The organism is Shewanella sp. SP2S2-4 (assembly GCF_031932025.1).
Classification (GTDB): Bacteria; Pseudomonadota; Gammaproteobacteria; order Enterobacterales; family Shewanellaceae; genus Shewanella; species Shewanella baltica.
Genome location: NZ_JAUOER010000011.1, coordinates 62,220 through 81,044 on the forward strand (window position 1 = coordinate 62,220; position 18,825 = coordinate 81,044).

At 43.1% G+C, this 18,825-nt stretch carries 27 protein-coding genes; 16 read left to right on the forward strand and 11 right to left on the reverse strand.

The annotated features are described in order from the left end of the window. The first annotated feature begins 71 nt into the window (after positions 1-71). Positions 72-1,148 carry an alanine racemase gene (alr, locus tag Q4Q54_RS10795; RefSeq protein ID WP_012088247.1) on the forward strand — a complete coding sequence of 359 codons (1,077 nt, stop codon included), beginning with the start codon at positions 72-74 and terminating at the stop codon, positions 1,146-1,148. Between the two features lie 552 nt (positions 1,149-1,700). Here alr and Q4Q54_RS10800 read toward each other — a convergent pair. Next, the gene (locus Q4Q54_RS10800) at positions 1,701-2,165 is read right to left on the reverse strand and encodes a chemotaxis protein CheX (protein ID WP_006083037.1); all 465 of its coding nucleotides are present in this window, start codon (positions 2,163-2,165) and stop codon (positions 1,701-1,703) included. Between the two features lie 843 nt (positions 2,166-3,008). Here Q4Q54_RS10800 and Q4Q54_RS10805 point away from each other — a divergent pair. The 10 genes from Q4Q54_RS10805 (at position 3,009) to Q4Q54_RS10850 (ending at position 11,208) form a co-directional block, all read left to right on the forward strand. After that, positions 3,009-5,201: a TonB-dependent siderophore receptor gene (locus Q4Q54_RS10805; RefSeq protein WP_311988428.1), complete on the forward strand. Its 2,193-nt coding sequence runs from the start codon at positions 3,009-3,011 to the stop codon at positions 5,199-5,201. 99 nt (positions 5,202-5,300) lie between these two features. Further along, a complete protein-coding gene (locus Q4Q54_RS10810) occupies positions 5,301-5,975 on the forward strand; it encodes a Fe2+-dependent dioxygenase (protein ID WP_220591984.1) in 675 nt (224 codons plus the stop codon). A gap of 436 nt (positions 5,976-6,411) precedes the next feature. Next, complete coding sequence (locus Q4Q54_RS10815) at positions 6,412-6,897, forward strand: hypothetical protein (protein WP_311988429.1); 486 nt, start codon at positions 6,412-6,414, stop codon at positions 6,895-6,897. 143 nt (positions 6,898-7,040) lie between these two features. After that, positions 7,041-7,472 (forward strand): hypothetical protein, encoded by a 432-nt coding sequence (locus Q4Q54_RS10820; protein ID WP_311988430.1) that lies wholly within the window; start codon positions 7,041-7,043, stop codon positions 7,470-7,472. Between the two features lie 108 nt (positions 7,473-7,580). Continuing rightward, a complete protein-coding gene (locus Q4Q54_RS10825) occupies positions 7,581-7,937 on the forward strand; it encodes a hypothetical protein (protein WP_106649442.1) in 357 nt (118 codons plus the stop codon). 165 nt (positions 7,938-8,102) lie between these two features. After that, a complete protein-coding gene (locus tag Q4Q54_RS10830) occupies positions 8,103-8,372 on the forward strand; it encodes a DUF1778 domain-containing protein (RefSeq protein ID WP_311988431.1) in 270 nt (89 codons plus the stop codon). Next, positions 8,369-8,899, forward strand: coding sequence for a GNAT family N-acetyltransferase (locus tag Q4Q54_RS10835; RefSeq protein ID WP_311988432.1), 531 nt, complete (start codon positions 8,369-8,371; stop codon positions 8,897-8,899). Before Q4Q54_RS10830 ends, Q4Q54_RS10835 begins: the two co-directional genes overlap by 4 nt. Before the next feature lie 372 nt (positions 8,900-9,271). Then, entirely contained in the window at positions 9,272-10,045 is a 774-nt protein-coding gene (locus Q4Q54_RS10840; RefSeq protein ID WP_311988433.1) for a hypothetical protein, read from the forward strand. 298 nt (positions 10,046-10,343) lie between these two features. After that, positions 10,344-10,871 (forward strand): hypothetical protein, encoded by a 528-nt coding sequence (locus Q4Q54_RS10845; protein WP_263238564.1) that lies wholly within the window; start codon positions 10,344-10,346, stop codon positions 10,869-10,871. A 163-nt stretch (positions 10,872-11,034) separates the two neighbouring features. Beyond that, the gene (locus Q4Q54_RS10850) at positions 11,035-11,208 is read left to right on the forward strand and encodes a hypothetical protein (RefSeq protein ID WP_263238562.1); all 174 of its coding nucleotides are present in this window, start codon (positions 11,035-11,037) and stop codon (positions 11,206-11,208) included. A gap of 65 nt (positions 11,209-11,273) precedes the next feature. On the opposite strand, the gene Q4Q54_RS10855 is transcribed toward Q4Q54_RS10850, so the two are convergent. Genes Q4Q54_RS10855 through Q4Q54_RS10895 form a run of 9 tightly spaced genes read right to left on the reverse strand, consistent with a single transcriptional unit; the run spans position 11,274 to position 13,942 of the window. Then, the gene (locus tag Q4Q54_RS10855) at positions 11,274-11,567 is read right to left on the reverse strand and encodes a hypothetical protein (RefSeq protein ID WP_263238560.1); all 294 of its coding nucleotides are present in this window, start codon (positions 11,565-11,567) and stop codon (positions 11,274-11,276) included. Further along, the gene (locus tag Q4Q54_RS10860) at positions 11,564-11,884 is read right to left on the reverse strand and encodes a hypothetical protein (protein ID WP_311988434.1); all 321 of its coding nucleotides are present in this window, start codon (positions 11,882-11,884) and stop codon (positions 11,564-11,566) included. Before Q4Q54_RS10860 ends, Q4Q54_RS10855 begins: the two co-directional genes overlap by 4 nt. Beyond that, positions 11,881-12,111, reverse strand: coding sequence for a hypothetical protein (locus Q4Q54_RS10865; protein ID WP_311988435.1), 231 nt, complete (start codon positions 12,109-12,111; stop codon positions 11,881-11,883). The genes Q4Q54_RS10860 and Q4Q54_RS10865 overlap by 4 nt, the downstream gene beginning before the upstream one ends. Beyond that, positions 12,108-12,374, reverse strand: coding sequence for a hypothetical protein (locus Q4Q54_RS10870; protein WP_311988436.1), 267 nt, complete (start codon positions 12,372-12,374; stop codon positions 12,108-12,110). Before Q4Q54_RS10870 ends, Q4Q54_RS10865 begins: the two co-directional genes overlap by 4 nt. Next, complete coding sequence (locus Q4Q54_RS10875; protein ID WP_311988437.1) at positions 12,371-12,649, reverse strand: hypothetical protein; 279 nt, start codon at positions 12,647-12,649, stop codon at positions 12,371-12,373. Before Q4Q54_RS10875 ends, Q4Q54_RS10870 begins: the two co-directional genes overlap by 4 nt. After that, the gene (locus Q4Q54_RS10880) at positions 12,650-12,928 is read right to left on the reverse strand and encodes a hypothetical protein (RefSeq protein WP_263179680.1); all 279 of its coding nucleotides are present in this window, start codon (positions 12,926-12,928) and stop codon (positions 12,650-12,652) included. A gap of 30 nt (positions 12,929-12,958) precedes the next feature. Then, positions 12,959-13,306, reverse strand: a complete 348-nt coding sequence (locus Q4Q54_RS10885; protein ID WP_311988438.1) for a hypothetical protein — start codon at positions 13,304-13,306, stop codon at positions 12,959-12,961. A 25-nt stretch (positions 13,307-13,331) separates the two neighbouring features. After that, positions 13,332-13,592: a pyocin activator PrtN family protein gene (locus Q4Q54_RS10890; protein ID WP_012088261.1), complete on the reverse strand. Its 261-nt coding sequence runs from the start codon at positions 13,590-13,592 to the stop codon at positions 13,332-13,334. Further along, the gene (locus tag Q4Q54_RS10895) at positions 13,589-13,942 is read right to left on the reverse strand and encodes a hypothetical protein (protein WP_011847793.1); all 354 of its coding nucleotides are present in this window, start codon (positions 13,940-13,942) and stop codon (positions 13,589-13,591) included. Before Q4Q54_RS10895 ends, Q4Q54_RS10890 begins: the two co-directional genes overlap by 4 nt. A 940-nt stretch (positions 13,943-14,882) precedes the next feature. Here Q4Q54_RS10895 and Q4Q54_RS10900 point away from each other — a divergent pair. After that, complete coding sequence (locus Q4Q54_RS10900; RefSeq protein ID WP_311988439.1) at positions 14,883-16,070, forward strand: reverse transcriptase family protein; 1,188 nt, start codon at positions 14,883-14,885, stop codon at positions 16,068-16,070. 4 nt (positions 16,071-16,074) lie between these two features. Next, positions 16,075-16,287 (forward strand): retron Se72 family effector protein, encoded by a 213-nt coding sequence (locus Q4Q54_RS10905; protein ID WP_311988440.1) that lies wholly within the window; start codon positions 16,075-16,077, stop codon positions 16,285-16,287. 155 nt (positions 16,288-16,442) lie between these two features. Here the strand turns inward: Q4Q54_RS10905 and Q4Q54_RS10910 are convergent, their stop codons facing one another. Next, a complete protein-coding gene (locus tag Q4Q54_RS10910; protein ID WP_311988441.1) occupies positions 16,443-17,144 on the reverse strand; it encodes a helix-turn-helix transcriptional regulator in 702 nt (233 codons plus the stop codon). 80 nt (positions 17,145-17,224) lie between these two features. Between Q4Q54_RS10910 and Q4Q54_RS10915 the strand changes: the two genes are divergently transcribed. From Q4Q54_RS10915 to Q4Q54_RS10925, 3 genes are all read left to right on the forward strand, one after another. Next, entirely contained in the window at positions 17,225-17,428 is a 204-nt protein-coding gene (locus Q4Q54_RS10915; RefSeq protein WP_311988442.1) for a Cro/CI family transcriptional regulator, read from the forward strand. Positions 17,429-17,459: 31 nt separating this feature from the next. Further along, positions 17,460-18,083, forward strand: coding sequence for a hypothetical protein (locus Q4Q54_RS10920; RefSeq protein WP_311988443.1), 624 nt, complete (start codon positions 17,460-17,462; stop codon positions 18,081-18,083). 93 nt (positions 18,084-18,176) lie between these two features. Next, positions 18,177-18,782 (forward strand): hypothetical protein, encoded by a 606-nt coding sequence (locus Q4Q54_RS10925; protein ID WP_311988444.1) that lies wholly within the window; start codon positions 18,177-18,179, stop codon positions 18,780-18,782. Positions 18,783-18,825: the final 43 nt, after the last annotated feature.

An 18,825-nucleotide genomic window follows, 5' to 3' on the forward strand; every position in this document is an offset into this window, starting at 1 on the left:
CAGAAGACGTGCTGTGCTGATGTATTTTTTATATCCGTGACTTTTTATTTCCTGAGTGAGCAAGGTAAATTTTGAACCCTTTTCCCCGTGCAGAAATTAGCAGTAGTGCACTGCAAACCAATCTCGCTGCGTTGCGTCAACAAGCACCAGCGAGTCGCGTTATGGCCGTCGTTAAAGCGAACGGCTATGGTCATGGATTATTGAATGTCGCTAATTGTTTAGTCAGTGCCGATGGCTTTGGCTTAGCACGATTGGATGAAGCCTTAGAATTACGAGCGGGCGGCGTGACAGCGCGGTTGTTATTGCTGGAAGGTTTTTTCCGTGCCACCGATCTCCCGTTACTCGTCGGGCATGATATCGACACTGTGGTGCACCATAGTTCTCAGCTGGAGATGTTGGAGCAAACTGTATTGTCTAAGCCTGTGACTGTTTGGCTGAAGGTCGATTCAGGCATGCACCGCTTAGGCTTTACACCCGAGCAATTTTCAACGGTTTACGCAAGGTTAATGGCCTGTCCCAATGTGGCAAAACCGATTCATTTAATGACGCATTTTGCCTGTGCAGATGAGCCTGATAATAGTTATACCTCAGTGCAGATGGCGGCTTTTAATAGCTTAACGGCTGGCTTGCCCGGATTTAGAACCTTAGCCAACTCCGCCGGTGCTTTGTATTGGCCGCAAAGCCAAGGCGATTGGATCCGTCCGGGAATCGCACTCTATGGTGTGTCACCTGTCACGGGAGATTGCGGTGCGAATCACGGACTAGTACCTGCGATGGAACTGGTATCACAGTTGATTGCGGTGCGGGATCATAAAGCCAATCAGCCAGTGGGTTATGGTTGTTTCTGGACCGCGAAGCAAGATACCCGTTTGGGTGTTGTCGCAATTGGTTATGGTGATGGTTATCCCCGTAATGCACCGGAAGGTACACCTGTGTGGGTCAATGGTCGTCGCGTACCCATAGTTGGTCGCGTCTCTATGGACATGTTGACTGTCGACTTAGGCCAAGATGCGCAGGATAAGGTTGGCGATAGCGCTTTGTTGTGGGGTAAAGCATTACCCGTAGAAGAAGTCGCTGAGCATATTGGTACTATCGCTTATGAATTAGTCACTAAGCTCACCCCAAGGGTTGCGGTTTGTTTAGCTTAGCTTTGTTAACTTCATCGCGTGAGTTTACTCTCATGAGCTTAATCTCGCGTGCTTGGTCTCATGAGACTAGCCTGGTGAAATGAACCTCGTTAGCTTGAGTGTCTTCAGCTTGAAATGCAGAATCATAAAAACGGTGTGTTAAACACCGTTTTTTATTTGTAGAAAGTATAAGATGAAGTCTCGTGGTTAATCATCAGCACTATGTTTGCATCTACTGATTTTGCAGTGAATAAAACCGTCATAGGTTAGTCATTTTTGCAGTGTATGTGTGCTGAGCGAGTAGGGCTTAGATAAGCGCATTTCAGTTAAGTACTGATTTGATGTGCAGGCTGGATGACTCGATATGTTTACGGATAGAGCCGCGCGAATTGAAGTGGTCATTAGACACTAATGAGACAGTGAAATGAATGGTAAAAGTATATTCAGGTGCTGGTAATCCAGCCGTTCTGATCTTTGTTATCTAGCTTTAAATAAGCAAATGAAACATAAGATCCAGAGCGACAGGAGCGTTAATGTAATTTGAGCCATGTTGGCTTGGTACATTTTAAGCTTTTAGTTTTCAAAGCATATTTCGATATAGGCTGTCCCATGTGGGCTGGTAAAAGGCATGATAATCTTAGTGCCATTGGCTTTATGAGAAATAGTGTGGCCTTTGCCTGACACGACCATAGGGGTGGCCATTTCAAACTCATAGCCTTTCTGACCCAATAGATTTTTTGCACCACCAGTCACCATGTTGGTGATTTCACCCACTAGGTCAGTCACTTCCTCGTTAATTTTACCCGGGTTTTCGCCCAGCATATTCTGCATTATCTGCAAAACCAGCTTTTGTTCGAAGGTAATCGATAGTGATCCTTTTGTTTGGGGGCCAACGAGCCCAATGAGGCCAGACACATCCCCCTTCGCTAAGTTATCTGATTTGATTTGAGGTTTGCCCGGCGTCAAATCCATGCTCGCCATAGTCGAAATGACATTGAGCAGAGATTGGAGGAAAGGATTAATAAAATTAACGTTCATGCCTAAGTTTGTCCTCTTTTGAGCCTAAACCATGAAGTAATGGCATTGCTTAAGGCTATTAGAAAAGTTGCTTATCGACAGCAATCTTGATCACACTCTATCAGCTTAGATGAGACAGCTATAAATGTGAGGCTAATTTAAAGATATTCTTATCATTTATCCGAGATATATACGGCTAAGGCCCAATATCACTGTGCCATTTATGGTTGCGATCGCTTTGCATCATAGTTTACAAGTGTTACTCAGGAAGACGTTGAACGTCAAATGGCGCTGTTTTACGCTACATAAATACAAAACATGATGCAATATCGACACTATTAGTCCCATTCATAGTGGCCCATGTGTGTCGATGCTGCAAAGTTTTTTAGCCTTTTTATGGAGTAACTCGACTTTTATCTATTCAACAACTGAGGGGAGAGCGGTTATTGCCCGACTCTGTGGCATCTCGGTTAGTGCGATTCTACGATACCACTCCATTCGCTATCGTCTGGCAGCTAACGAGATTTCTCAACAGCAACATTAAAATATCCCCCGTAGATAATTTCATTACAGTCGTCATTGCACAAACTGACTCGGCTCGCGTAATAACGTAATATTTTTATGTGGTTAGCTCGTCGCCAGTTTTTTTAAACATCAAGACACTCTCACTTTCTCCACTACTCTCAATTTCAGAGGCAATGAAAAAACCTGCATTGCTGGACGATAAATTATGCAACCAATGTTAACTAATAATGTAAATGATAATAGTTATTGATCAGTTTGTGTGATTTCCTTATATTAGCGGGCGATTAACAGGTGGGGGACATCTGTTACAGGGTTTAGTCCGCAACAGGAATGCTTTTAATGAAATTTGCAAAACGCCGCAATGGCCGAGTCGCACTCGGCGCCCATGTTTTAGGTTCATTAACTATAGGTATGGCTATATCAGCTACCCCTGCGATAGCAGCGGAGCAGGCACAAGTCGCTGGTAAGAAAGTCGAACATATTGAGGTTAACGGCGAATATTTGGGCTACAACACGCGCAAAGTACAATCCGGTAAATTTACTGATGATCTGCTCAATAGCGCTAAAACTGTCACTGTGATTAATCAAGATCTGATCAAAGACATGGGGGCACAAAGTTTTACTGATGCTCTGCGTGCAACACCTGGTATTACGCTTGGTACGGGTGAAGGTGGTAATCCCTATGGTGACAGGCCGTTTATTCGTGGTTATGACGCTCAATCTTCAACGTTTATTAACGGTATGCGGGATGTGGGCTCCCAGAGCCGTGAGACTTTTAACATCGAACAAATTGAGGTGCTAAAGGGGCCGAGTTCTGTTTATAACGGCCGTGGTGCAGTTGGCGGTAGTATCAATATCGTGACTAAAAAAGCCCAAGCTGAAGATTTTATTAATGCGGATGTGGCGATTGGTACTGATGCTTTAAAACGCGCCAGCCTTGACGTTAACCATGTAATTGCAGATGAAGCTGCCGTGCGGGTGAATCTAATGGCGCACGATGCCAATACACCGGGTCGTGATGAAGTCTCTGGTAATCGCTGGGGCATTGCACCCTCGGTGACATTTGGCTTGACGACACCCACTAAGGTGACGTTGGAATACTATCATTTTGAAAACCATGACATACCTGACTATGGGATCCCCTATGATCAAGTGACAGGTAGGCCTGCCGATGTAGATCCCAATAACTTCTATGGCTTATTGTCGCGGGATTTTCGCGATAATAATGACGACACAGCTTCAGTGCTGATAAGCCATGACTTTAGCAATGACATGCAATTTACGTCGACCTCAGTGTATAGCCGTAATACCAATTATTACATTGTGACTAACCCCGATGACACGACAGGCAACGTCGCCAATGGTTATGTATGGCGTAACACTAAATCACGCCATTCAGTCACTAAAACGCTCGCGACCCAATTACAACTGGCGGGTGAGGCTAAACTGGCTGGATTCACCAACCGTTTTGCGATTGGCACTGAATTTAGCAACGAGCGCACCAGTAACTTAAGTTATACGGTCGATACGGGTAATGGTCGTAATGCGGGTTGTAATGATGCACTACTGGCTAATTACAATTGTACTTTGCTATCGAAGCCTAATCCTCACGACCCTTGGGTCGGCAGCGTGACGCTAGGGACAGATGCCACTGTGACTGAAACGGACACTCGCTCAGTTTATGCCTTTAATACCATAGAGTTGAATGAGTCTTGGATGATTAACGGCGGCGTGCGCTGGGATGATTACAGCACTGCTGCACAGAACTCGACTTCGTCACTATCAAACGACGATGACTTTTTAAACTACCAATTATCAGTGCTGTATAAACCTGCGGTCAACGGCAGTATCTATGCGGCGTGGGGCACATCTTCGAATCCGCCAGGGACATCTAATGGCGATGGTTCAGATCGTCTTGGAAGTAACAATGAAGATTTAAAGCCTGAAGATACTGAAAGTTACGAGCTAGGTACTAAGTGGGATTTCTTCAGTGGCCGCTTATCGCTTAATGGTTCAGTATTCCAAATCGAGAAGAACAACGCTCGCGTTGCGACTTCTGCCGATCGCAATTCACCGCAAGAAAACGTCGGTGAGCAGAAAGTGAAGGGCTTCGAAATTGGTTTTTCAGGTGATATTACTGAGCATTGGCATGGATTTGGTGGATACACCTATCTTGATGCTAGCCTAGAAAGTAATGGATTTAATGCCGCTTTCGATGGCAATCGTTTCCCTAATACGGCCAAAAACAGCATAAGCCTGTTTACCACTTACGACATCACGGAACAGTTAAATGTCGGAACTGGTGCGTATTACATGGGGCAGGTTTACGGTAATACCGCCAATACCTTATCGATTCCTTCATACTGGCGTTTTGATGTGGTTTCATCTTACAAGATGAATGACTTTCTGACGCTGCGCTTGAATGTGCAAAACCTCACTGACGAGCGTTATTACGATAAAGCCTACACTGCGCATTTTGCTAACATGGCGCCCGGACGTTTGGTCATGCTCAGTGCTGATATGCATTTTTAATGTCAGTCATTAGTTAATGTGACGGCAGCCCTCGGGCTGCCTTTTATGTTTTATAAACGCTATAAGTCATACTGTATTTTTGCCCTATGGAACCCTGAGATGCTGATTGAAATTCCTAATGTTTTCTCAAAACAAGAAGTGAGTCACTTACGCGAACAGTTAGATGCCCGCCGCTGGATAGACGGTAATCAAACCTCTGGCGCAATGGCGACAACCCGTAAACGGAATCAACAGTTAGACAAAGACGATCCCGTGGCTATTCGCATCGGTGAGCTGATTATGGAACGCTTACTGGCCCATCCATTATTTGTATCGGCGGCCTTGCCATTACAGTTTTATCCTCCCTTATTTAACCGTTATCAAGGCGGAGAAACTTTTGGTTATCATATTGATAATGCAATTCGCTCGACAAACGAGGGTATGGTGCGTACCGATCTTTCTGCGACCTTGTTTCTCAGTGAACCAGAAAGCTATCAGGGCGGCGAATTAGTAATCCAAGATACCTATGGTCAGCAAAGTATTAAGCTTGCTGCCGGCTCATTAGTCTTGTATCCCTCGACGAGTTTGCATCAGGTAACTCCTGTGACCTCGGGAGAGCGTACCGCTGCCTTTATGTGGTTGCAAAGTATGGTGCGTGATGAAGGTCAGCGTCGTTTGCTATTTCAACTTGATCAATCGATTCAATCTTTGACAGCACAAACCACGGCAGAACAAGAGTTGTTTAATTTGACGGGGATTTACCATAACTTACTCAGGCGTTGGAGCGAGCTATAGTTTTGGCTCAGAGACAGGCCTCAATTCCAGCTTAAACTCCCCAAAGTGGTCAGTTTAGGATATAATCCGCTAGCTCTGAGGGGCAATAAAACAGTAAACGTTAACTCGTTTACTGTTTTTCCATTTTTAAGCTTAAGGTTTATTGGTAATCTGCGGCTTAAATTAAGGTTCTTTACCCTTCTAAGCGATAACTTACTGGCAAATTTTAATTACTTGAGTCGATAGTAACGTGTTGAAAAATAATCTTAATGATGGCCTACTGCTCGACCGCACCTTTTCCATTGCGCCCATGCTGGATAGGTAAGATTTTAATTTAACCATTTGATTTATATGAGGTGGTTAAAATTGTGGTTCACTATAGGATCACCGATTTTAAAAAGTTGTTTTGTGGTTCCCCGCTAGTGATATGATTGCTCAATAAACATTGAGGTGATCTATGGATAGAAAATCTTTAATAATACTCACGCTGGTGTTAACGAGCGGTCCTACTTTTTCGGCCTTTGCCGAAGTCTATAAATGTGCTGATGGAAAATATCAGGCCGATCCCTGTGATGAAAACAGTCAGCCAGTTGATTTAAGTGGCGTCGGTAGCTTTATCAAAAGCAGTGACAGCATTTCTCAATCAAGCGTGGGTTCAAACGCTACTTCTGATAAGAAAAAGGAAATCAGTACCTATATCGAAAAACAACGCATTGCCCGAGAGATTACTCGGCTTGAGGGTGATCGTAAGCGGGTGATTGCTGCGCGTGATCAGCGCTTACGTAATCTGCGCGAAAGTCGGCAGTATGCGAATAACAACTTAGCCGGTGCAACGTGGGAGCAAAGCTTGGCGCAGGAAATGACTGCCACCGCCCAAGAGGCCGATACGCAGGTGTCATCTATCGATCGGCAAATAGAGCAGCTAAAAGAAGAGTTAAAATAGCGCTGGCTCGTTTTGATGTTGTTTTTCGTGATGGTGTATTTGTTTATATACTGATAAATTTTCTTACAAGTGATTAATTATGTGCACTTTTACTGGTCTAATAGGTAAACGTTAGTGAGCACTAATAAAATGTTATGAGCCATATGAATAACTTACTAATTTGTAGCCTGATAATTCTCTTGGTTGGTTGCACAACCATAAAAAATGTTTCGGATAGTTCTCAATTTGAAAGTGACATAGGCATAAGGCATTTAGAAAAGAACGCTTTCATTTGCACTGTTGATAATAATGCAATGTTTACGAAAGGCTTACCCGTTAACGAGCTATATGAAAACCATGGTTTCAAATCCTGTCCTCGCGGAATGGATGTTGCGTCCCTTTTAAAGGGGGCTGAAATTAAAGTTTCAGAGGCTTCTCATCGTTCACACTTCGGTTTAGTGTCTTATACAGATCATTGGTATTTTGTTGGTTCCGCCGACATTGGCGGTAAAATGGTGAGTTTTTATTACTACTTAGGGTTAACTACTGATGGAAAACCTCCTGAGAACTATAAGGATAATTTGTTGTGGCACTAGCAAAAGCTCATGACAAGGCCAGCCAGCATTGCTCCCTGCGGTCGCTGGACCTCGTTTCACTCGGCCGCTGCTTGTGGCGTTAGAACTACTAATCAGGGATGGATGTATATGTTACTAAAAGTGTTGTTCTCTCTCAGTTTGCTATTGAATGTTTACCTCATTTTTTGGTTCATTAAGAATAGTTACACCATCGAAGCTCACCCTAAATTAATGCGTGATAATTTTGTTTTATCCCAATTTGTGAACAGCTCACTTACTAAAGACGAGCTTTTAATGATTGCAAAATCCAAATTAGGTATTGAGAAAGTAAAAGAACAATATAATCACCAATCATGGGACGATAAAAAATTTGCATCGTCTGTAATAATCGAGGGCATTAGCTTCTTTTTCAACGAAAAAGATGAATTAATGCAAGTAGACCACTCGTACAAAGCGTGTTCACCTTTATGGGTAAGGGAGTTTTAATAAACAAATTGTGGTCTAAACGTAAACAACACGCTGCATATTCGAAGCATTAGCCCCACAAATCTAAAAATCGCATCCGTACTGCGTCCGTACAAGTTGCGCTGTGGTTGTTTAAACTTTATACTCCAACCCATTACGGATTAACTCCGTACGATAGGAGGTTTTATGGCTACTGCAAGACTTGATATCCGTTTGGATGAAGAGATCAAAGCTAAGGCTGAGAAAGCATCGGCTTTGCTTGGTTTAAAAAGCTTAACTGAATATGTTGTTCGCTTAATGGACGAAGATTCAACTCAGGTGATTGCTGAGCATGAAAGCATTACTGTTAAAGCTGATGTATTCGACCAATTTATAATGGCTTGTGATGAGGCTAAGGCCCCGAACAAGGCATTGCGTGAAGCGGCTGCATTTACTAAACGTAGTGAGTTTAAGTGAGTTATTCCAAGACTTTTAAAGAATTGGATAAATCACAACACGATAGAGCATCATTTGACTGTGGCGAAGCAGAGTTAAACGATTTTATCCAAACTCAAGCAGCGAAACACATGCAAGCAGGTATTAGCCGTACAATGGTTTTACCTGCTTGTACGCCATTACCCAATCAAAAATACCCAATTTGTTCATTTTATACTATCGCACCAAGTTCAATTTGCCGTGATGCCTTGCCGCAAGCCATGGGTAAAAAGTTACCACGCTATCCCGTTCCGGTCTTTCTGCTTGCTCAACTTGCCGTCCATAAAGAGTTTCATGGTAGTGGGTTAGGTAAAGCTAGCTTAATCAAAGCGCTAGAATATCTTTGGGAAATTAACGCTCACATGCGAGCTTATGCCATTGTTGTCGATTGCTTAACTGGCCAAGCTGAATCATTTTACGCTAAGTATGGTTTCGAGGTTCTTTGTGAAATCAACGGTCGTGTAAGAATGTTTATTCCAATGAAAACAGTCGGTCAGTTGTTTACTTAGATACTTCAAGCAGTCTCCTTACCCTGTGGTACGAAGAACAGCGTTTACGTAATCGGCGTGAAAGTCGGCAGTATGCGAATAATAACCTAGCTGGTGCAACGTTGGAGCAAAGCTTGGCGCAGGAAATGACTGCCACTGCCCAAGAAGCCGATACGCATGTGTCATCTATCGATCGGCAGATTGAGCAGCTTAAAGATGACCTAAAATAAATAGTTTTAAGTCATTATTTCTATCCGCTACTTTCACATTTTTGGTAATCACAGTAATGAAACTTGTCGGTTTACACTTATTACTCTAACTAAATGACTTTAATCTCAGTTAAATATTAGGTTGATAAATTGTTTAATTTTTAAATCAAAGGCTTGAGTAATTATGTACAGTGAATCGGTAGTTCCTTTTTATTCATTTGATACCATCACAAAGAAGTATCAGTCTGTTGGCAGCGCCGTTCTAATTTTGCATCGTTCGAATATTTTTTTCATAACAGCGGCTCATGTTATCGAGAGTTTAAGAGAACATAAGACGTTTATATATTTTGAACATACTCTCTATGAGCTTGGGGGATTTCCTGCATATTTATCTGATTGCTCGCTCTTTTCAAGCAGGAACGATGACCCTTTCGATTTAGCTGCAATTCCTCTTCCTGTTGGACTTGCTGAAAAATGCGATATTACTAAATGCATAACGGTTGAACAGCACTTGGCGGGAATGCTTATTAGCTCCCAGTTTTATCAAGCAATTGGATATCCTCACTCTAAGAATACCAAGGCAGCGAATAGAACGGTAAGGAGCCATGGAATGTTCCGAACCGAAGCCATTAGGTATACGGTAACTGAATTTGGCAACCAAGCATTTCCATATAAGAGTTTTGATGAATCTTTTCATATAGCTACATGCTTAACTAAAACAGGAAAGTTTCAATGTACGGGAGAGAATACAAATATTCCAGACCTCAATGGCATCAGTGGAGGTTTGTTGCAAAAGGTTGCTGAATATAATCCCATCACCGATAATTTTGATTATGCATATCCTGCAGGAATCATTCTGGAGAAGAAACGGGATAACTCAGCTTTGTATTCGTTACGGTTGGTCGTTGTATTTGAGTGGCTAGATCTACATTGGAAAGATATTTTAAACGTTAGCTAAAATAGACTTGCAAAACAGTCGCATAGGACGATTTGCTTATGTTACTAGCTACAATATTATCGTCAATTATGCTTTTATCCTGAGTTTTGATTCTGCGTTGAGTGCGAATACTTCAATATCGTCATGGTCGAAGTTGTGGCACTTGATGGTGTTGAATGGTTAGCAGATCACAATTGACTGTACTCTGGCTTTAGATGTGAAATTTTGCATAAAACCATTAAATAATTAGTACATTTGCGTTTAAAGAATGGTATAAAAATAGAAATATTATCAATGTGCTAGGCGTGACTAATTTTAGATGAATTTTGATCAAGCAAAAATGGCTGTTATCACCTCTATTCAGTTTTTCTTGGATGATCAAGAGCTTGGTTTAATGGTCGGTGAGTTAACCGATGATGACTATAGAATCTTATGTGGTGGCTATGGTGAATTAGAATGGCCTTGGGCTATTGGTGATATGGGTAACGCTGAAAACTGTGTTACTTTTTGTTTTAAAATCACCGGAGGGCAGATACCAGAAGGTATTGCTATGGGGTTGTTTGATATGGGAAGTGGTACGCTTTCCATCCATATGATTGAGTCATTTGTAAGGGCAAACTGTACACATGCCTTAAGCGGGCGAATGATATACTTGACCCTAGTTTCTTCTCTGCTATTTTTAGAAGCATTTGACGGGAATAGTCTAAATTTTGTTGACCCTTTAAATGTTGACTTAGAGGGACTATATAGAAGTTATGGTTTTTCAGTTCCTTACAGTGTTGGCGCTGAGAAAATACAGACGATTTCAATAGAAGATTTACGTTTAAGTATTGCTGATTTTAGTTAAAGTGATTGATACTGTGTGCTATGTGCGTATAATGTGACCCCTCTAGGGAATGTGCCCTATGAATAAAACTACATAGAAAGATAGTTTTGTGTCATAAATCACAATAATTTTTACATTTTCAATAATACTTATTATTAATAATGTCGTTGTTAGGAGTATGGCTATGAAAACAATGGAAGCCTCTGCTTTGAAAGCAACATTATCTGTCGATAAAGTCTATGGCCGTTTAGGTTTAGCTTTAAAAGGCTTATCGAAAGCTGCGCCTAAGCATTTAGATGATGCGAACAGATTCAAAGGTCCTGAGATACATGGACGTCGTAAAGCAAAAGCTGCGTAATCGCAGTAGTTAAAATTAAGGCACCGTTTAGGTGCCTTTTGTATTTCTGGGGTTCAGAGATTCTCTCACATCACTAGATAATGGGGGTTATTGATATCCGACTCGGTGACCGCCCACTGAAGCCATTTCTCTTGGACCTCCTTGATTACTTTCCTACCTTTTAAATTGACCTCTACTACATTGCACTCAAACATATCAAAACCGTTAATCTGATATTTATTCATCAATTCAGCATTGATCGATGGTTTTGAGTAAGGCCCTTTGGTGCTTCGAACAATAAGGAAAAATCCCATTTTAATTGGTAGTAACACTGTCAGTTTATGAGTCTCGGCCATAGATAGCGCTTGTGGTAACTTCATGCCGCCTCCTTGTCCTTAGGTGCAAAGAACAGCGCGACGGGGCCATCTTCTGTGTCGTGAATACTCAGCAAGAATGAGCCGGCCTTGTCGCAAACGGGTTGCCAATCGCTGATATCGTTATCGCCCTCATCAAAGTAGCGCTCGATCTGATTTTCAGGGGCATCGAGTTCAAACCAAATCGCCACAAACTCGCCGCCTTGGCGTGCCGCCCATGCTTCACACTCCACACGGGTCACGCCTTCATCCCACTCGGGCAAATCTGGATGGGTCCAATAACCTTCTTCACGTTCAACTGTTGCTGCTTGTATTGGGTTCATGCTGCTTCTCCATTTATCCTGAGTTTTGATTCTGCGTTGAGTGCGAATACTTCGGCGTCGGCTTGGCCGAAGTCGCTGCACTCGATGGCGTTAAAAGACTTACAAATGCCCCAGCCGTGGTAGTTGTTGGGGGTGTACTTCACTTCGATTTGTTGCTGATCGCACATCAAGGTGAAGTAGGGCTTAGATAGCGTGACCACGCCCGCTTTAGTGCTGAACGTATTCATGCCGCCTCCTTATTTAAGGGCTTTTTAAAAAGCGCTAAATTCCAAAGAGACTTGCTGGAAATCGTTCTGCCGTTTATCTCTACCACCTTGATTTTGCGATTTGGTAGCGGAGTCACATCGCATTGATACTTTTTTGATGTGCGAATATTGAATAGCTTTCCAGATGCCTCTACAGCAGATATACCAAGTTCAGCGCCGAGCTCACTGGCGCTATAAAACGTACCAGTTGAAAGCATGTGTTCAGCAGCTGCTAACGTATTCATGCCGCCTCCTTGTTTGGGTTGTCGCTGGTTTGGCTGACAGGCGAATGGCAGGGCAGGCGCATTGGGTGATATCGGTACGAATACACTATGGTGCGGCTAATGCCCTTGGCTAAGTTGGTTAAGCCGTTGCCCAATGCTTGCCAGTACAGACAATCTAGTGCGCCGAGCGCCAGCGCGATTTTGATGCTGTCGCCCGTTTTGGCCTTGAGTAACAGACTTAACTTATGGCTGCGGTAATGATTTAGCAGATGGCGAAACGCCGCTGATTGAGTCATTTAGGCCACCTGCTTCGGTTGCAAAGGGTTTGATTGCAGCTTGGCCCAGTCGATGGCTTTAATGGCCTCGACCGTGGCGGCGATTTGCTCTAACTTCTTTTGCCCGCGCATAAAGTTAGACAGTTCAATACCGTGGCGAGCCGCCGCACGTTCGGCGGGCAGGGCGCTGGTGTAATGCAGCGTTAACGCGGCAATCACCTCGGGCGAACTAATGCGGGTGAGCGATAGCAATAACGCAACGCGCTCTTGTGATTCAAAGCCTGGGAGTAAGTGGTTCATACGCTATTCCTTCCTTTTGAATCAGCCGAGCTAAGCTGCGGCTTCGCCGTTAAACACCACCAGATTGATGATGGTTTTCTTGGTTTTGGGGTTCACCTTGTCCGACAGCTTGTGATAGCGAATATGCACATCACGGTGGGCTTCTTGGGTCATGGCTAACACGATATATTGCTGGCACAGCGCGGGCGTCGATAACGAATGCGACAGGCGTTGTGGCTTCATGGTTTCAAATAAGTGCTGCGCCATATCATTCAACTTAGCTTGGTACTCGTCGGGGGTCAGTTGACGGCGGTTAGGGTGCGCGCCTACTGAGGTGCTGCACTTTTTGGCCGCTTGATTTTTCGCTAAGGTCATGGACACGCCGTAAACAAAAAACATAGATACCTCCGCACTGAGCCGCTGATTACGCTAAGTTGATTTGATCTTGCTTGGCGGCGTCGCGTTGCTTGTCGAGGTATTCGGCAAGGTCTGTGACATTGACCATCCAAGGCGCTTTGTTGCTGTTACCGGTGCGAAAGGCGGCTAAGGGCAAGCGGCCGGCTTTGGCATAGTTGGCCGCGGTGCGCGGTTCGAGGCCAAAATACTCTTTGCTGATTTGATCCAGTGGCACTATCACTTTGTTGAACTGGGCCATAAGCAAAAACGCGGTGTTGATGCCTTTCATGTTGGTTGCTCCGCTTGGGTGAGTTGCAGCGGATGCACGTTAGTGGCCGCCTGTTCGTTACGCCACACCATCACCTTGCCGTACAAACCTTGTTGGGGCTCAGTGAAGCGCAGGCAGAAATTGAGCCCGAGTTCGCCCGTGTGGCGAATAAACTGGCGGTAAAATGCGGCGCTGGGGTGGTGATAAGCAAAATGCTTGACCAGCTCATTGCAGCGGGCTTGCACTCGTGGGCAATCCATCGGATCGGTGTGGCCCTTAGCCAGCGCCATCAAGCAGGCAAAACGTATTGCAACCAGTAGACGAAACTCATCGCGTTGCTTAGGTGTGGTGTGAACTTTCGCTAGAATCATTTCCCTGTCCTCGGTAGTTAGTTAGGTTTTCTTAAATTAAATTTAGGAAAACCTAAGTTCAGAGTCAAGTTAAAACTTAGGAAAACTTAAAATGTTTTTGGTTATTTTTGATTTGGCTGTTTTTTAACGAGTAATGATATTGGCTAAGTTACTGAACCAATGATGGTTTATAGTCATGTTAGATAATACTATTTTTTACTGGGTAAGACTGATTGCTTTTTACCTGCCTCAAAATCATTTTTACAGTTTGAAAGGTAATCAGACAGAATATTAGTTTTCACTTTAGGGTCGTTAATACTAAAGACTTACGCAAAGTGAAGGCTGCGTACGTTCTGCTCTGATATTATTTTAAGTATTTATTTTAAATACATTTACATGAAATAAATTTAAGTTTAGTATGCGTTTGTGGGTGCTATTCACCCATTTGCTTTTGTTTTTCATTGTGTAACAAACAGAAAAACGACGCTCTTTTGAGCGAACCTTTAATATCATTATTACTGGTTCAAGACCGGCATCCGTAGACATCCCTCGATATGAAGGAACGCATGAATATCGTCCAAAATTTTTGGCTTGTTTTATGCGACGGTTGTCTGGCACTGATTAAGAGAAGTCGGCTCAAGGGTCATTACTAAGATTTCTGTAAACGTTTTTATTGGTCTGGCAGGCGATTCAGCCAACTACCATAGGAACAAATTAATGTTAAATTTTAATTTAAACATGCGTTACACAAACAAAACTGAAAACACAGAGCTCGTCGTTGGAGTCAACTTCGAATTTTCTGAACAGCAAGATGACCAGAGCCCAAAGAGAATGTTAGGACTAATTTTAGACTACATCTCTTTGGCTGTTATGCTATTCGAAATAGTACCAATATTATTGGATACAGTTTCTAGTGTGTTCTAACAGCTGACTTCTCTCTTTCAAATATTTATTGGTATTTATGGACAAGCCACTATATCCATGCTCTTCAATCGGTACTCTTGACGTACTCGCAAAAACTTTGGGTGTTCACCCTAGAAAGCTTAAAAATATAGCTGATAAAGTAAATTCTTCTTATAGTGCAATTCAACTCCCCGCACACCCGACTACGGGTAAAGTAAGAGAGGTTTTTGAACCAAAACATGAGCTAAAAAAAATTCAAAAACGTATTAACTCTCGCATTTTTGAGCATGTTAAATTCCCTGTATATCTTCAAGGGGGAATCAAAGCCACATCAATAAACAAGCGTGATTACATAGCTAATGCAGCGATGCATGGCCGAAGTAAAACACTCATCAATCTGGACGTTAGAAATTTTTACCCCAACATTAAGACTAATGTTGTCACTGACATTTTTAAATATTTTTTTAAGTTTAGTGATGAAGTTGTTGAAATTTTGACCGCGCTTACAACTTACAATGGAAGTTTGCCGCAAGGGGGGTGTACTTCTAGTTATTTGGCAAATCTCGTATTCTATAATGATGAGTATCGTCTGGTTAGCTCATTTAGAGGTAGAGGCCTCAGATATACACGTTTGCTTGATGATATAACTATATCTTCAACGAATAGTATTGATAGTAAGTTATCAGTGCAATTAGTCAAAGATGTAGCCTCAATGTTGAGAAAAAGAAGTTTAAACTTAAAGTCGGCTAAAACAAAAATAACAGATCGCTCTGAAATGCATAAGGATTTTGAAGTTACAGGCTTATGTGTTCGAGATGTATTACCTAACGTTAGAAAAAAAGATCGACTATATGTACGGCAGTTAGTATTTAATTGTGAAAAAATGGCTATTGAAAATAGAACTAGTGATGAATTCCATACTCTATGGAATAGGACTTCAGGATTAGTTGCCAGATTGCATAGACTCAAGAATTCACAAGCCGTAGATTATCGTAAAAGGTTGTCAGTGATTCTTCCTTTGTATGATCAATATCAAGAAGCAAAATTAGTTAAAAGGGTAAGTTCAGCCCTTAAGGTGCCTATTAGCTCCCATACTCAATGGGGGATAATCAAAAAGTATAATAATTTAGTATATCACCTAGGTATTTTAGCTCGTACTGAAAGTGCGCTTGCTAGAAGATTAAAATTATCACTAAAAGTGCATTATTCCTCTGTTCCATTGATCGACACTTATTGGGAGCAATAAAACCATGAATGATATCGGTTTTGTAAATGCTTATAATGATTTTAAGGGGTTTGGGTTTATCCGTCGAGAGAAGGGGAAGGATGTTTATTTTTCAATTGATAACTTTAAAAATGAATTAGAAATTGATTCTATCGTTATTGGTTTGAAGCTTGCATTCGATGTTGAAAAAACAAAAAAAGGACCTAAGGCTTTAAATATATACAAATATAACCTTTAACTTGTTTTATAATCAAGATAAAGAGGGATTAGATAATTATTACTTTCGATTGTTCTAATATTTTTTTATTAGCTATTCGTATTAAAGCAAGTAACCAAACACGTTTTTCGTTCGAAAAACACTATTTCGGCTTCACTTTCGTGATGTAATCGCTTTTACAACAATACTGAATACCAAAACACTCTGCCGATCACTTTAATGTTTTTCAGTTGTTCGCTATTGATGTGTTCGTCTGGCCATTCTTCGGTGTTGTAGCTGCGTAGGCGCAGGCCACCACCGGGAAGTTTGTAGAGCATTTTGACGCGCATCATGCCATCGTGATTAATGGCGTACATTTTACCATCAACGATTTCGGTGGCTGAGGTATCAACGCCCACCGTTGAACCGTGGGGTAATACGGGCTCCATGCTGTTGCCATTCACTTTGACACAGGCCGCATGATCCGTATTTACGCCTTGGCGCTTAAGGCTGCTTTTAGCAAAACGGAGCTTAGGACCTTTATACTCAACACCTTCTGCAATGCCTTCGCCCGCTGAAAGTTCGACATCCATGTAAAAGGGGATTTCGACTTCATCCTCACCCAGTGGACTATCGTTGTCCCATAGATCAAAACCACCTGCCCATTCTGCATTCGATTCAGGTTTCTTCGTATTTTTACTATCACCAAACATCAACCAGTCGGGTGAGCACTGAAGTGCTTGAGCCAACTTATAGAGATTTTGACCTTTTGGAGATGTGTCACCTGATTCCCATTGCGAAATGGTAGCACTTGAAACTCCGACTTTTTTACTAAGTTGGAGTTGAGTCAGATTGATGATTTTTCTGCGCTCTCTAGAGCGTTCGCCGAGTGTTTTCATAGAAGTTATCTTAAATCAATTTGACTTAGGTTTTATTTGTATTGATACTTAGGAAAACTTAAATTCAGGGTTCCTAAAAAATGAAAACTTATGTAGCCGTCGAACACTTCAAAGGTAAATCAAAATTAGCTAAAGCATTAGGGATCAATCCAGCCTCTGTTTCTCAATGGGGTGAAGACGTTCCCGAACTCCGCGCTTATCAAATCGAGCGCCTAACTGATGGCGCACTCAAAGTTAACCCCGTCATTGTTTTAGATAATCCTGAGTCGGTGAGTGTGGCTTAGGTTCACTTTAGGTTGAAGGAGGACAGTACACATGAAAACCCATTCACGTAAAAATGACAGCCGTTTGAATTTGTTGATGAAAACGATTCATCGGGTGTTGGAGTTACCCAAGATGACGCGCTTTGCGCTGGCGATTGATTTTGTTGCGGCGGTTGAGCGCCTCGGGCTAAGCGAGGTGTTGGCGGCGGAGGGCATTAGCTTTGCCAGCACGCAAGACGTGCACAACGATGCGCGGATTAATGCCCAAAAGCTGTTCCGTTGGCTTGGCCAGTATGAGGGCCAACACCCGCAGGTTGATCGCTTGTTTCATGTTGAGCAAGCACTGGTGGCGGCACTGCCCGAGCATTTGCGGGTGCAGTATCTCAACGATGTGTTTGGTTGCACTGGGGTGACGGTCATTGCCGATCGCATGAGTGACGGCCATGTGTTGCATGTGGCCGATATGGCGGCATCGCTCACCAAAGAGAACGCCGAGGCGCAAGTGGCGGTGATCCATTTGGGCAGTGAACCCAAGCGCGAGCAGTTAGTGGCGGCGCACCGTGAGTTAAAAGAGTCGGCGGCGACCACCCAAGCCAGCATGGCGGCGTTAGAGCTGGCGTATCCGTATTTAGCGAGTCATGGCGGTAAGGCGGCGCAATACGCGGCCGAAAAGTGATTGGCATGTTGATTAGCGGTAAAGATAAGAAAGCCCGCTAGAGCTGTGGAGGCAGCGGGCTTAATACCTAAGAGGCAGTGAGGAGTATAACCGATGTTTGATCCTGAATGTTTAATCTGTTGTTTGGAGGGCGGCGCCGCGTGTTCGGTGCATGGCGATGTTGCGAATCGTGATGATGAACCTGTTACGCCAGCGTTTGCAGATTATATGCGGCGAGAGGATGAAGCGGTCGATTCAAAGGTCGCGTTATTGGTTGCTCAAGCTAACGTGCTGATGATGCAGGCGGCAGCCTTGAGTAAAAACACCTTACCCATGTGCAAAGTCGATTTGCGGCGCGAGTTAGCGACTTTTTACGGTTTTAGCACTTTGGATAATTTTAGCCGCTTGCAGGTTGGCCGCATTGTTGAGCTGTTGCGAACGCAACCCGAGTTAGAGGCGTTAGATAACGTCAGCTTAGTGGAGATCGCCAACAAAGTGGTGAGTCGGGTGATTTTAGGTGATGAAGGCACTTTGATGTTACCGCGGGTGTGCGTGGATTGGTTTTTGGGTTACTTGCAGATGGAGGAAATGCGCGCCGAGCGTTCGATTGAGGTGACGCGTATTGACCCCGTTAATCAGGCCAAGCATATCAAGCGGCGCGATATTTATAGCCAGTTACGCACTAACTTAGCGCGGGATATTTATCACTTGGATGGCTGAGTATTGATGATGTGACAAAACATAAAGGGTTGAAGTTGAAATA

Bases quoted from the DNA above. Each gene is read 5' to 3' on its own strand.
- Q4Q54_RS10800 (WP_006083037.1), bottom strand. From the start codon at position 2,165: ATGAACGTTAATTTTATTAATCCTTTCCTCCAATCTCTGCTCAATGTC.
- Q4Q54_RS10805 (WP_311988428.1), top strand. From the start codon at position 3,009: ATGAAATTTGCAAAACGCCGCAATGGCCGAGTCGCACTCGGCGCCCAT.
- Q4Q54_RS10810 (WP_220591984.1), top strand. From the start codon at position 5,301: ATGCTGATTGAAATTCCTAATGTTTTCTCAAAACAAGAAGTGAGTCAC.
- Q4Q54_RS10815 (WP_311988429.1), top strand. From the start codon at position 6,412: ATGGATAGAAAATCTTTAATAATACTCACGCTGGTGTTAACGAGCGGT.
- Q4Q54_RS10820 (WP_311988430.1), top strand. From the start codon at position 7,041: ATGAATAACTTACTAATTTGTAGCCTGATAATTCTCTTGGTTGGTTGC.
- Q4Q54_RS10825 (WP_106649442.1), top strand. From the start codon at position 7,581: ATGTTACTAAAAGTGTTGTTCTCTCTCAGTTTGCTATTGAATGTTTAC.
- Q4Q54_RS10830 (WP_311988431.1), top strand. From the start codon at position 8,103: ATGGCTACTGCAAGACTTGATATCCGTTTGGATGAAGAGATCAAAGCT.
- Q4Q54_RS10840 (WP_311988433.1), top strand. From the start codon at position 9,272: ATGTACAGTGAATCGGTAGTTCCTTTTTATTCATTTGATACCATCACA.
- Q4Q54_RS10845 (WP_263238564.1), top strand. From the start codon at position 10,344: ATGAATTTTGATCAAGCAAAAATGGCTGTTATCACCTCTATTCAGTTT.
- Q4Q54_RS10850 (WP_263238562.1), top strand. From the start codon at position 11,035: ATGAAAACAATGGAAGCCTCTGCTTTGAAAGCAACATTATCTGTCGAT.
- Q4Q54_RS10855 (WP_263238560.1), bottom strand. From the start codon at position 11,567: ATGAAGTTACCACAAGCGCTATCTATGGCCGAGACTCATAAACTGACA.
- Q4Q54_RS10860 (WP_311988434.1), bottom strand. From the start codon at position 11,884: ATGAACCCAATACAAGCAGCAACAGTTGAACGTGAAGAAGGTTATTGG.
- Q4Q54_RS10865 (WP_311988435.1), bottom strand. From the start codon at position 12,111: ATGAATACGTTCAGCACTAAAGCGGGCGTGGTCACGCTATCTAAGCCC.
- Q4Q54_RS10870 (WP_311988436.1), bottom strand. From the start codon at position 12,374: ATGAATACGTTAGCAGCTGCTGAACACATGCTTTCAACTGGTACGTTT.
- Q4Q54_RS10875 (WP_311988437.1), bottom strand. From the start codon at position 12,649: ATGACTCAATCAGCGGCGTTTCGCCATCTGCTAAATCATTACCGCAGC.
- Q4Q54_RS10880 (WP_263179680.1), bottom strand. From the start codon at position 12,928: ATGAACCACTTACTCCCAGGCTTTGAATCACAAGAGCGCGTTGCGTTA.
- Q4Q54_RS10885 (WP_311988438.1), bottom strand. From the start codon at position 13,306: ATGTTTTTTGTTTACGGCGTGTCCATGACCTTAGCGAAAAATCAAGCG.
- Q4Q54_RS10890 (WP_012088261.1), bottom strand. From the start codon at position 13,592: ATGAAAGGCATCAACACCGCGTTTTTGCTTATGGCCCAGTTCAACAAA.
- Q4Q54_RS10895 (WP_011847793.1), bottom strand. From the start codon at position 13,942: ATGATTCTAGCGAAAGTTCACACCACACCTAAGCAACGCGATGAGTTT.
- Q4Q54_RS10900 (WP_311988439.1), top strand. From the start codon at position 14,883: ATGGACAAGCCACTATATCCATGCTCTTCAATCGGTACTCTTGACGTA.
- Q4Q54_RS10905 (WP_311988440.1), top strand. From the start codon at position 16,075: ATGAATGATATCGGTTTTGTAAATGCTTATAATGATTTTAAGGGGTTT.
- Q4Q54_RS10910 (WP_311988441.1), bottom strand. From the start codon at position 17,144: ATGAAAACACTCGGCGAACGCTCTAGAGAGCGCAGAAAAATCATCAAT.
- Q4Q54_RS10915 (WP_311988442.1), top strand. From the start codon at position 17,225: ATGAAAACTTATGTAGCCGTCGAACACTTCAAAGGTAAATCAAAATTA.
- Q4Q54_RS10920 (WP_311988443.1), top strand. From the start codon at position 17,460: ATGAAAACCCATTCACGTAAAAATGACAGCCGTTTGAATTTGTTGATG.
- Q4Q54_RS10925 (WP_311988444.1), top strand. From the start codon at position 18,177: ATGTTTGATCCTGAATGTTTAATCTGTTGTTTGGAGGGCGGCGCCGCG.